This window comes from Bradyrhizobium sp. LB11.1 (assembly GCF_040549385.1).
GTDB lineage: Bacteria > Pseudomonadota > Alphaproteobacteria > Rhizobiales > Xanthobacteraceae > Bradyrhizobium.
In genome coordinates this window covers 1-11785 of sequence record NZ_JBEPTH010000039.1, presented here as the reverse complement: position 1 = coordinate 11785, position 11785 = coordinate 1, and the positions used below count along the sequence as shown (strand labels likewise).

Annotated in this window: 8 protein-coding genes and 1 pseudogene; 7 read left to right on the top strand and 2 right to left on the bottom strand. The window is 56.1% G+C overall.

What is annotated here, in order from left to right:
- Positions 1-155 precede the first annotated feature (155 nt).
- Genes ABIA96_RS36115 through ABIA96_RS36105 form a run of 3 tightly spaced genes read left to right on the top strand, consistent with a single transcriptional unit; the run spans position 156 to position 5704 of the window.
- Complete coding sequence (locus tag ABIA96_RS36115) at positions 156-467, top strand: hypothetical protein (protein WP_354141656.1); 312 nt, start codon at positions 156-158, stop codon at positions 465-467.
- A gap of 3 nt (positions 468-470) precedes the next feature.
- Positions 471-2492 carry a trypsin-like serine peptidase gene (locus ABIA96_RS36110; protein WP_354141655.1) on the top strand — a complete coding sequence of 674 codons (2022 nt, stop codon included), beginning with the start codon at positions 471-473 and terminating at the stop codon, positions 2490-2492.
- A complete protein-coding gene (locus ABIA96_RS36105; RefSeq protein ID WP_354141654.1) occupies positions 2489-5704 on the top strand; it encodes an ATP-binding protein in 3216 nt (1071 codons plus the stop codon). The genes ABIA96_RS36110 and ABIA96_RS36105 overlap by 4 nt, the downstream gene beginning before the upstream one ends.
- A 1303-nt stretch (positions 5705-7007) precedes the next feature.
- On the opposite strand, the gene ABIA96_RS36100 is transcribed toward ABIA96_RS36105, so the two are convergent.
- Entirely contained in the window at positions 7008-7463 is a 456-nt protein-coding gene (locus ABIA96_RS36100; RefSeq protein WP_354141653.1) for a transglutaminase-like cysteine peptidase, read from the bottom strand.
- Between the two features lie 604 nt (positions 7464-8067).
- Here ABIA96_RS36100 and ABIA96_RS36095 point away from each other — a divergent pair.
- Entirely contained in the window at positions 8068-9006 is a 939-nt protein-coding gene (locus tag ABIA96_RS36095; protein ID WP_354141652.1) for a metallophosphoesterase, read from the top strand.
- A 7-nt stretch (positions 9007-9013) separates the two neighbouring features.
- On the opposite strand, the gene ABIA96_RS36090 is transcribed toward ABIA96_RS36095, so the two are convergent.
- Entirely contained in the window at positions 9014-9502 is a 489-nt protein-coding gene (locus ABIA96_RS36090; protein ID WP_354141651.1) for a cytidylyltransferase family protein, read from the bottom strand.
- A 312-nt stretch (positions 9503-9814) separates the two neighbouring features.
- Between ABIA96_RS36090 and ABIA96_RS36085 the strand changes: the two genes are divergently transcribed.
- The 3 genes and pseudogenes from ABIA96_RS36085 to ABIA96_RS36075 form a co-directional block, all read left to right on the top strand.
- Positions 9815-10753 carry a metallophosphoesterase gene (locus ABIA96_RS36085; RefSeq protein WP_354141650.1) on the top strand — a complete coding sequence of 313 codons (939 nt, stop codon included), beginning with the start codon at positions 9815-9817 and terminating at the stop codon, positions 10751-10753.
- A 479-nt stretch (positions 10754-11232) separates the two neighbouring features.
- On the top strand, positions 11233-11421 hold the full coding sequence (locus tag ABIA96_RS36080) for a hypothetical protein (protein ID WP_354141649.1): 189 nt from the start codon (positions 11233-11235) through the stop codon (positions 11419-11421).
- 70 nt (positions 11422-11491) lie between these two features.
- Positions 11492-11686: pseudogene (locus ABIA96_RS36075) on the top strand (CsbD family protein); the annotation flags it as partial.
- Positions 11687-11785 lie beyond the last annotated feature (99 nt).

Below are 11785 nucleotides of genomic sequence, written 5' to 3'. Positions count from 1 at the left end.
CTCGTCATCGTCTCTCCTGATTCGCGGGACAATCTTGCCCGCCGTCAGGCAGAAGCTCCACTTATCCCCTTGTTCAGATTTGCGAAGCCGGCTCTGGGTATCCCGCCAGGCCCGACATAGCTGCCCTTGAGGATCCGAAGACGCGTGAGGTCAGTATGGATATCGCTAAACGGCTCGGTGAGATATTCGGTCTCGATTATGGGCGCAAATATTTGGCGCCGGGCCGAATCGACATGACGGTTGGTACCGTGCCGAGCGATACGGCCGCGTGGGTCTTCACGCACGATTGCACCACGCTTGCCGGCCAATCCGGGTCGATGGTCTCAAGTTTTGTCGCCGATTTCCCAGTGACGGGACTGCACTTCGCAGGGCGGACGCTTACGGCAAACTTCGCCCACTCACTGTCAGCGGTGCGCGCCTCGGAGAAAATACCGCTGGATCTGATTGCGAGACTGACCTGGGTTTAGCGAATGCCGAAGCCCCCCAATATCCATATCGATCCGGCCGAAATCGCTGCCCGAGTCAAGGCATCGCGAGCCTTCTTCAGGCAATGCTACGACCAGGCAGCTGAGACCCGGGGCGCTTTGCTCTTCTATCCGTTGGCGCAGCGGCGGCAAAGAAGTCAGCCGCTGCAAGCGGGCCCTGAACAGGACGCCGCAGACTTCCGGGCCGCGTTTGAAGAAGCGCAGAAGCATGGCTTCCTTGAACTCCTGATTGAGACCAGCGGCGACCAACTTTTGCGCGCGCCGCAGAAGCGCAAGAATAAGGCGATCCCGACCAACGCAATCATTCCGGCACTTGCGGCGCGAGATCCGCTCAGCCGGAAAATGATAGCTGCCACCTATCAGAAGGTGATGTCCAATCAGACATTCCTCAAACCGGATCAGGTGATGGGCGGGCTCATGCGAGCTCAACGAAATACATGCAAAATCCGCGTGGGTGAGGACGAGGCAGGAACAGGCTTCCTGATCGGGCCGAGACTGGTCCTAACCTGTTGGCACGTCGTCCAGTCATTGCTCGATACGGTGCCGGGCGATCCAAGGCCGGATCACCCTGGCAAAGAGAAGGAAGGATCCCGGGGCGAATTGCGTGTCGAGTTTGATTTCTTTGCGCGTGCCGCGCCGGACGGCGAGGAGTCATCGTGTGGTGTCACCGAAAGCTGGCTCGTTGCTGGAAGCCGCGCGGCGCCACCCGAACACCTGATAGATAAGAACGAACACAAGCGGCTTGCCTGGCCGACGGAGCAACAGGATCTGGACCGGTATCTGGATTTCGCCGTTATCGAACTCGATGCATATGCAGGCCTGGATCGGCTTTACTATGATATTACTTCGACGGCGGTGAAGGAGCCCGCCGGAAGCGTGGTCGTACTTCAGCATCCGGGAAATTTCCCGATGAGAATGACGTCGGGTACGTTCAACGTTCCCGAGGTCGTAAAGACGGATTTCGCGGCGGTGGCCTCTAGTTCGTATCGCGTGCTTCACGACGCCAGCACAATCGCTGGCTCATCAGGAGGACTTTGTCTCAATTACGAAATGGAGCCGGTCGCCATACACCAGGCGGGACTTGAGACAACCGTCACCAACGGCGAGACGTCGCGCGAAAGCAAGGTCAACGTTGCGATCCCGCTCTCGGTCATTGTCGCTCGCGCAGGCGCTGCGATCAAGGATCGCATAGGTGATTTTAAGTCCAGTCGGTGCCGCCTATCGAACGGTAGAGCTCTCATAGGACGTATTTCGCTGCAGGAAGCCGTAGCCTCCGCTCGCGCCGGAGCTAGCAAGATCCTGGTCGTGCAGATCGGATACGACTGGCAAAACAATCCGCCGTCACAAATTGGAAAGACGTTCTCGACTGAAATCTTGATGGACTCTCTCAACTTCGCAGTTGACCAGGTCGCACGCGTGGGCGCGGAGAAAGTTAAGGAGAGTGCGTACAATACCGCAGCCTCGCTGCTTGAGGCTGTTTCTCCCGGCCTTTCAGCAAAACTTCCAACCGAAGAGCAACTCGCCGAAAACAGTCAATCGACCGATCTGAATGACAGGATCAAGAAGCTTGCGAGCAAAGTCGGTGATATCCTTGACCAGGTTGCGACTCGTCGCAAGCTATGGATCGTGATCGATGAGTTGGACAAGCATCCCCTGACGGAAGGTTCAACGCGGTCGTTTTTCGATTCGCTGTATCCGGAAATTGCGGCACGCCAAAACCTGAGACTGGTTCTTATCGGGTTGTCCGACCCGGATATGCCGGCTCTTCAGAAGGTCGGGCCCAAAAAGATTGATGAACTGAAGGACCATCTTGGCAAAGTGGATATCAAGAACTGGGTCGCTAGGAGGCTAGAAGGAATCCCAATCTCGGACGACGCTTTGACGAGTTTCGCCAACATTGCCGTGGCGATCGCCGAGCGCGATGAAAAGCCCGCGCGTAGCGGTGCCGTTGGTCGCGTCATCAATGAATTCTTCGAGCCGTCGTTTCCTCGGAGGACTATCGTATGAGTTCTGGAGACGAGCCTTCACAGACGCAAGGGCGCATCGATCTCGTCAGGGCGCGGGCAGCGATCGTTGGCGCGTTCGATCCGTTTGATCTTCTCGACATAAATCTGGACGACAAGGTAGAGGCGAGCGTTCTGAATGCGCTCGCAACTGATGTCGATGAAGTGGTTGTTGGAGCCAAGACACTTTGGCGCCTGTCAGCGCATGCGAGGCACCGAGAGTTGCCACGCGCGATGGCGAGACGTGATTTCAGTGAACTGCTGAAGAACGCCAAACCGCTCGCAGGCGATCGCTTCGCGCGACATCTGATTAGGTTGCTGAAGGGCCAACGCTCCGCAAGTTATGAAAAAGTTGATCCGCCTGAATTGCTTGATATCGCGGTTGCACAGGATTTCGTCAATCACGCCATTGGCGCGCCGAGTCCCGCCGGGACTGAAGATCCAAGATGGGTCCTTGGCCGTTTAGATGAGAAGCAACGCCTCGATCACGTCGCACCGAAACTGGTCGGTCGAAGATCAGAACTCGCCGCACTGCGAAAATATGCGCTAGTGGGCGAGATAGCCATGCCGCTGATTAAGCTCGCTGAGCCGGCAGCCGATCCTGATAGGTTACCTTGGCTAAGGCCCGTCCTTGTCACAGGCATTGGAGGAAGCGGCAAATCGGCCCTCGTCGCGGAGACCGTCAAAACTCTTCGAAAGGACGATTGGAGCGGTCCGATTACAGTTCTCCTGGATTTCGATGAGCCCAACCTTTCGCTCGGCCTCGAGCGGGAGTGGACCGCCGAATTAACGCGTCAGATCGGGCGAGCGCGTTCCGACCTAGACGGTCAGATGGACGCTTTGCGTCGGGAAATGGCGCGGGAGGCCCGTCGTCCGGACAGCGAACTAAAAGCCATCGACAATGCGATGCTAGGTCTTGCAAAGATCATCTCCGAAAAACGAAAGTATCATCATCTTGTCATTGTCGTCGATACTTTTGAAGAAGTTCTCGTCCAGTGCGACATGCGGCGCCCAGAGGACGTCACCATTCGAGAGCACGATGAAATGCTCGAACTCACCTCGTTCGGGTTGCTCCTCGGCTGGATCGATTCGATAAAATCGCTGGCGGGGCCAAATGGCCAGCCGGCGTTTGCGAGCGTACGGGCTATTGTAGCCGGCCGCGCAGCGCCCTTCCCGAACGAGGAAGAACGGCTCGCCACCTGGTTTGGCGCCAAGATCGAAATCGGGGGCTTTTCTTCGGGTGAGGCAGTTGAATTTCTTCGGGATCGACGGCACGACGCCAGGGTCTTGTCCAATCGACGGATCGAGAGGATAGCGGCAGTCGATGGCGTCACATGGTATCCGCTCCTTCTTTTGATCCTGATCCTCTACGCGCGTGGCCGCTCGGGCCAGGAAATCGACGCCCTTATTGCGGATTTTGGGAGATCAAATCTCTATCGCTCCAAATTCGCGATCTCCGTGCTCTACTCGCGCTTCCTCGATCGTATCAAGGACCACAAGTTTACTGCGGAAGACGGTGGCGAGAGAGAAGTCAAGGCAGCCGAGATACGAAGCCTGGCGCATCCAGGATTGGCGCTTCGCAGTGTCACTCCTACGCTTATCGGTGAGGTGCTGGCGGAGCCTTGCGGCCTCGGGCCAATCAGCGATCAGAAGGCGCGAGACTTGTTTTCCGCGCTGGCAAGGGAAGTGTGGCTCGTCGAGTACGTCGGGCCGGAGGAAGTGCGTCACGTGAAAAACCTCCGCAGGGTTATGCTGCCTATGCTTCGCGGAGACGAGACCAGGGAAGGGGATGAGGGCGGCCGCAGTTTGAAGGAGATCGTTGCCGACGTTCATGCTCGGGCGGCCGATTGGTTCTCGAGGCAGGATTCTAATAATCCCAGCAATCGGCAGCATGAGGCTTACTACCGCGCATTTCTTGGGCAAACAAAGATGCTCGAGAGGGATCAGTTATTGCGCCAACAAGTGGCGCTCCTTGCCGGTGAAGATGCGCACGCAATGCCGATCGAGGCGGCCTCTCTTCTTGCTCAAGGCAATCTCTCGGAAGACGAGAGGGCCGCACTACCCGAACCATTGCGCAAGAAGGTCAGGAGCGACGTCAGAGCTAGAAAAGCAAAATCGGGTGTCGTTCACGCCTCACGAGTTCGTGTTCTCAAAGAAGACGACGAATATGACGAGCAGATCGCTAGCTCGGCGCCGCCCACGCGCAAGCGTTTGTCCAGAGTGCTTCAGAATCGTGACCTCGAATCGCGCGTGGGAGACTTGTTCAATCAGGCGGACTTTTTCGGAATACAGCGTCTTACTCGATCGACGCTCTTGAATATCGTAGGAGTCGATGAACTTGACCCTTCGCCACAGGGATGGCTTACCGGACATTGGATATGGAAGTGGGCCTTGGCCAACCTCGCCGTGGACCGCTCTCACGACGTCGTTGCGACATGGATGCTGGACGAACTGAGGGGACTTCGTCGCTACGGTGGGTTGATACTGGCTGCGGTGGCGACTGTGGCAACCGGCGGGCAGGCATGGGCAAGTCGTGGAAGCGTGCCCCGGTTTGACGTTGTGCGGGAGCGGATCGAACCCGACGTCATGCGTATGATGTCGTTGGGCCTGACAGTGGTCCCAAAGGCGGTGGATCTTCCGGCGGTTTATAGCCAGATTTTGCGCGAAGATAGCAGCGCGCGCGAGCGCCGGCCCCCGATACCGGTCAACCCTGCGATCGCGCAGCAACTCGCGAGCCTACGACGAAGCAAGCAAGTTAATTATCAGCAACTTGAAAAGGTGATCAGTAGGCGAGATTCCGTGAGGGTCGCATTCGGCGGTGACGATCGCGAGATGCGATGGCTTGTGCGCGGGCGTACGCACGAACTCTATGCGCCTGCTCGCGCAGCATTGATTGACGCGGCAAGATACGAATCTGAAAACTTTCGATCGGCGCTGCAATATATGCAGTCTCGCGCCCCAATCTGGCCGGTCGAACTTGAGCCGGCACGTTTGATTATTGAACTGAAAAAGACCAGACAAGCCGACTTTCTCCTACAGCGGCTCATTGAAGTATTGGACGTCGCTGGCTTGCTGGGAAAGATGTTGGAGACGCTGGATTCAGGATCGGCCCTCGAACGCGTTCATAACGTCACACGACTATTCGCTCTATACGACGAACTTCTGTTGAACGGAGCTATCGGGGCCACGCCTGGTGGACGGAGGAGGCAGAAATGAAAGTGGACATAGCCACAAAGCCGCTACTCCCCGACCTCAATATCTCTGGCCATCGGGTTCTTCTCCCGAGGGCATTGGCTCGCTCGAGGCACTCCGCCGGCCTAGGCGTTCGCCGCCCGAGCGATTTGCAGGCCGTAAGGGCTTTGGCAGCGACTTCCTGGGCTTCGACGTTCCGCTTCCCGTTCCACTTGCCCTTCGCAGAAGCGATGTGCCGGAGATCGAGGGCGTTGAGGGTAACCGTCTCGATTATTAGCATTTCTCTGTCGTGATGTCGGCATCCAGGCGCATGCCGATGTTTGCGGGCGTGAACATCGACGGCGCTAACCAGGTCAAGGTGGTGCAACAGCTACCCGACAAGTGGTTCTTCGACGGCCGAGTTGTTCCATAACAACGCATACGCGAAGGCCGACACGGAGGCAGCGTCAGTCCCGTGCCGGATGGCCGACATCATCAATGCGACCGATGAAATACGCGTGCTGCAGGTGACTCACGGAGTGTCGTTTGCGGCACCGAGTTCATGGTAAGTTATGCCTGCGGCTTTGCTGGGCCGAGTAACGCGATCATCCGGGCACGATCATCGTCACCGCAAGTAATTGGCTGATGGCGAGACAAGCTCGATCTCGCCGACGTCGTTTCGCATGCTACGACCATCAGCTTTTGAGTGCGGCTATCGGTCTCGACCCAGACGCCCAATCGTTGCAGACGTGGCGGTCAAGTGGACTGTTGAAAATGTAGGTTCTACTCGGAGCGTGGCGAGCGCTGCCACGATTTCGCCTTTGAGTGACCGGAAAACTCTCAGTGTCATGCAGCGATTCGCGCGAGGCCTTGGGTGCCTGACTTGACGCTCTGGAATAAGCTAACGCGCAGGGAGCAGCGAATTATCATTAAGCTGTTTGGCGGCGGATCCTCGCATGGCGACAGTCTGAGTGAGACGGCTAATCTCATGCGGTTGGGTCTCATCACAGAGAACGGCTTGACCTCAGTCGGCCTCGAAATATTTGTCGCTGCGTTCAAAGCGCAACGTGAGGCGCAAGAGTTGGAGGTCGTATCGTAGATTTGGTGGCGCTACCTGGAGCTGAAAACCAGGCTAGCAGATGCTAGTTGGACGTGTCGGTTGGCACTGGTGAACCTTTCGATTTCTAAACCGAAAAATGCTTGGCGACTAGTAGGCCGAGCAGGACGGTGCCCGACACGGCAAATATCGTGATCATATTGACTAGGTTCCCCACGGCGATGGAAACTGTCCCGACATAGCTCGGTGACGCAGTCGGGTTGGACGTTTTTTGCTTCGGCCTTTGCTGCTTTACCGTTGCCGACATTGCTTCCTCAAGATGACGGTCTGGCCGGTTTTGCAGCCTGACCCTGATGCTCTTACTGTCGAGTTTGCCCCCGATCGGTGGCCACCATTGCACGCTTGGGGACGAGACAGCTTAAGAGGTCTGGTAAACCAATCGAGCAGTTCGTGGCGCTTGGTCACTGCGTAGTCGTTGCAATCGCCACGATCCGGATTGATCAACCAGGCTTCGACGCCCGAGCTCAATTCCGCGCCGACGTCCGGATTAATGCTGCGGTTGACGGTCTGATTGATTTGTTTGAGGATGGCCCAGCGTTCGCCAGTCAGGCGAACCAGACCCCCGCGAAACATCGGCCGTGCGCGACATTCGTCGGCATAGCGCAGGCAAAACATCGTGTAGGCCATCGGCGGCAGCGTCGGCGTCTCAAACCGCACGTGACGCGGTGTTGCCAATTGCGGTTCCATCGGCATGTCCAGCTGCCCCGCATTGACGGTCTCAAGTCCGACGATCAGCCCCGCAATCGCCAGCGCAGCCTTTGCAAGAAAGGGTGCATGTTATGCCTCCCACCTGTCTGTCGGGGGCAGACGCAAGGCGCAATGGTTGGAATACCTCGCCGCGCCGACCTTTCACTTAAAAGTTGCTCTGCGCTTTGCGTTGCGAACAACTTGTAGCAATTTGAGATTGTGTGGCTTGGCCTAACACTTCTGACGGCGAAGGGTTCCTGAGGAAGTAGCAGGCTTATACCGATCGCGGATGTGGAGATGATGCGGGCGCACCGCGACTTCCGAACATGGCCCATAGCGTCGAACCGTGACGTTCACTCCGGCGTCGGCTGTTTGGGAGAGACCGGACTTGGATTGCGGCATACCAAATCGACGCTCATGACCCAAATGCGACATCGAGCTCATAGCGAATTTCCACTACGGCCAATAGGTTGATGAGAAAAGCCGGAGAAAGTTTCCAGGACTTCGTGCTCCCAGGCAGTCGGCCGAAAGGAATACTCTGAACAGTCTGGCAGGGCCTGGTGCTTCCATGGAGGGTCGGGCCGATTTCGGAGGAAGTTGTTCCATGGACGAAGATATCTTGCGCAAAATGGAGGAGCGTCTCGGACCGTTCCATGCGAGACAGCGATTGGGTATCGAGGCGGACCACGAGGCACAAACCTTCGGCCATGGCCTCCTCTCCTTTCACATAAGGAACTGGTATCCAGTCCATTCTGTCATTCGAAATGCACTTAAGCTGACCGGTCTCTACTGGCGCGGACGCCGAAATACAGGAAGCATTCTCGTCAAGCGCAATGATGTTATGTTCAAGGAGTTGCCACCGCTTTTCGACGGCTTCACCATACTCCACCTTAGCGACATGCATGTGGACATGAATGAAGCTGCCATGCAGCGCCTGATCGAACTCGTCGGCGACATGCGCTACGATCTATGTGTTCTGACCGGCGACTATCGGGGGAAGAATTTTGGACCGTTCGAGGCAACCTTGAACGGCGTCGCACGAGTGCGAGCTCATCTAAAGGAGCCCGTTTATGGGGTTCTGGGCGACCACGATACCATCCAAATGGTTCCGGGGCTGGAAGCCATGGGAATACGTATGCTGCTCAACGAGAGTGAGGTGATTGTGCGCGGCGATCAGCAAATCTATCTAGCCGGAATCGATGACGCCCACCGCTTCAAGGCCGACGATATCGAAAAGGCGACGTTGCAGATCCCGTATGGCGAGTTCTCCATTTTATTGTCACACACACCGGAGATCTATCGTCAGGCGGCGCATGCCGATTTTAATTTGTTGCTGAGCGGGCATACGCACGGTGGGCAGATCTGTCTGCCAGGATCTATTCCGATCATACTTGATGCAGTATTGCCTCGACGGATGGGGGCAGGAGCTTGGCAGTATCACGACATGGCTGGCTACACCTCTGTGGGTGCTGGATCGAGCGTCGTTCCTGTTCGTCTCAACTGTCCACCAGAAATCACCCTGCATTGCCTTCGTTCGGGCTAACGGCGGGCTAATATGGTTCGTCGCGCAGGTGGGCCCGGAATAGAAAACGAGATAGAATTAGCGCGCCAATAAAAAAGATCCCGACGCCAAGCGCTACGTCTGCGATCGTCAATGAAAGTGCGTCGCGGCATGCCAGCATCGGAAATAGGGATTCGGGAACCTGATCGAGCCCGAGTGCCTGGCTGCTCGGCGGAGAGTTTAGGCGGCGCTTCACGAAACTGGACAACAAATCGCCCGCCATAGCCGCGCCCGCTACGATTGCACCGATCGTCAGATCCAGACCGATAAGCGGGGCGCTTGCTGTCGTGATGAGGACTGAAATCAAAATACCGCGGATGGTTTTCGATGGCCCAAACAACGGCCGCCCATCAAAAAATACGGTGCCGGCATCCAGCGGAAAGGAAAAGCGTGGGCCAAAAAGCTTCTTCGCAACGATCGGTGTGCCGTTCGCCAACGTCATTAAAACCAATAATTGCAGAATATGCAGAAGTTGCATTTCTTCAGCTTAGCTTATAGTTGCATCCGACGTTAGTTCGATCTTCTATAGACTATTGTGAGCGCCTTTCAGCGGAACGTCTTGCGCCGGTCATCGAAAGCACCACGGTCGACCTCATCCATCAACCTGAAGTCGCTGTCGCTGTTCGGCTGCGCCGACGTGATCGAATAGCGATGCAGTTTGTTGCTGTGCCGAGCCAAATGACCCAACGCGACATTCAGTGGAAGCGTGGGAATTAGCCACTGTCGGGTTGACCTTGGCCTCATGAGAATACGCTATATCTACCCGAAGGCCGTTCAAAAGGACTAGCTGGTGGACGAAGACATTCTGCGCAAACTCGAGATCCGTCTCGGGCCGCTCCATGCCCGGCAGCGATTGGGGATTGAGAGAGATCACGAAGCTCAGGTATTTGGCCAGGGCCTCACATTTTTTCACCTTGAAAACTCATCTTGGGCCGAGTGGATCATTCGAAATGTTCTGAAGGCAACGGGGCTCTACTGGCGTGCACGACAGAATGCAGAACGCATTCTCGTCAAACGAAACGAAATGAGGTTCAAGACAATACCGCCCCGCTTTGAGGGCTTCACCATTCTCCACGTTAGCGACCTTCACGTGGATATGAATGAAGTTGCCATGAACAGACTCATCGAGCTGGTTGGCAGCATGCAGTACGATGTGTGTGTCCTAACTGGCGATTATCGGGGTCGGACTGTTGGGCCGTTCCAGCCCGCGCTGGATGGTGTCGCGCGAGTGGCAACTCATCTGAAACAGCCAATCTATGCCGTGCTCGGCAACCACGATACGATTCAGATGGTTCCCGGGCTCGAAGCCATGGGCATTCGCGTGCTGCTCAATGAATGCGAAACAATCGTTCGCAAGGACCAACGGATCTATCTGGCGGGAATCGACGACGCACATTTCTTCAGAGTGGACAACATCGAAAAAGCCGCTCTCCCGATACCCCGCGGTGAGTTCTCGATCTTGTTGTCTCACACACCGGAGGTCTATCGTCAGGCTGCCCATGCCAACTTTGATCTGATGCTGAGCGGACACACCCACGGCGGTCAGATTTGTCTCCCCGGATCCATTCCTATCAAGCTCGAGGCGGTGCTGCCAAGACGGATGGGGGCTGGGCCTTGGCAGTACAGAGATATGACCGGCTATACTTCCGTTGGTGCCGGCTCGAGCGTCGTTCCCGTGCGCCTCAATTGCCCGCCGGAAATTACCTTGCACTATTTACGTCGCGGCTGACGCTGACCTAATACGATTCATCACGTACATGAGCCTAAAACAAAAGGCGGGAGAGAAGTAGCTCGCCGACGAAAAATACCCTAACACCCGAGGCAGCTCTGGCAACCGAGACTTCCTTCAAAACCGGCCCTATGGCACCGGTGAAGGGGAGAATGGCAACGTGCTGCCTGACATTTCGTTTCGAAGTCTTTCCTGCTTTCCCACGCTGAACCCGTTTTCGAAACGAAGCGATCGAACAAGTCATAGGCCGATGTCAGGTTTTTATCCTGTGAACGGCTCCTCCACCGGCACGAGAGGCGCTTTAATAGCTAACTGTATCCCAACGGAAGCAAAAGCGCAGAGTGCCGAAGCGGCAGTCTCCGAAAGCAATCAAATTGATGGGCCCAAACAGTTACGAGTAACGAGCGTCGATCGGTTTCGAGGTTGCTTCATTAGCGTTTGATGCTAACTAGACGCCAGCATAACAACGGAGACGGTAAGTGGCGAAGAATGCAAAGAGCTCAAAGAAATCTCGGAAGGCTTATTCGGCAGCGGATATCAAATTGGTCAAAGCCCATTCTAAATCCCGCACACCAGTTTCAAAACTCTCGAAGATGATGAAGCGCAGCGAAGGGTCACTGAGGCAGAAGGCACTTTCGCTCGGCATCGGGCTCGGGCACCTGCGCTAACTGTACTCGCCACCACAGGAACCAATTAGATCTCCTCCAGTTGCCGGATTCCCATCCAAGGAGATTCGCAATGGATTGGAATCGTGTGGAAGGCAACTGGAAGGAAATGAAGGGCAAGGTCAAAGAGCAATGGGGCAAGCTTACTGACGATGATCTCGACGTCATTGCGGGCAAGCAAGACCAGCTCGAAGGCCGCTTGCAACAGCGCTATGGCTACGCAAAGAACCAGGCGCAGAAGGAAGTAAACAGTTGGTACGGTCGCCAGAAGTGTATCCCTCCGGCGGAGACCGTCTTGTTCGGTGACCGGCTTCCGAGGAAGCATGTGGCTTTAAGGCTAGCCTTAAGGTCGGTAGATGCGGGTAGA

Bases quoted from the DNA above. Each gene is read 5' to 3' on its own strand.
- ABIA96_RS36115 (WP_354141656.1), top strand. From the start codon at position 156: ATGGATATCGCTAAACGGCTCGGTGAGATATTCGGTCTCGATTATGGG.
- ABIA96_RS36110 (WP_354141655.1), top strand. From the start codon at position 471: ATGCCGAAGCCCCCCAATATCCATATCGATCCGGCCGAAATCGCTGCC.
- ABIA96_RS36105 (WP_354141654.1), top strand. From the start codon at position 2,489: ATGAGTTCTGGAGACGAGCCTTCACAGACGCAAGGGCGCATCGATCTC.
- ABIA96_RS36100 (WP_354141653.1), bottom strand. From the start codon at position 7,463: ATGGAACCGCAATTGGCAACACCGCGTCACGTGCGGTTTGAGACGCCG.
- ABIA96_RS36095 (WP_354141652.1), top strand. From the start codon at position 8,068: ATGGACGAAGATATCTTGCGCAAAATGGAGGAGCGTCTCGGACCGTTC.
- ABIA96_RS36090 (WP_354141651.1), bottom strand. From the start codon at position 9,502: ATGCAACTTCTGCATATTCTGCAATTATTGGTTTTAATGACGTTGGCG.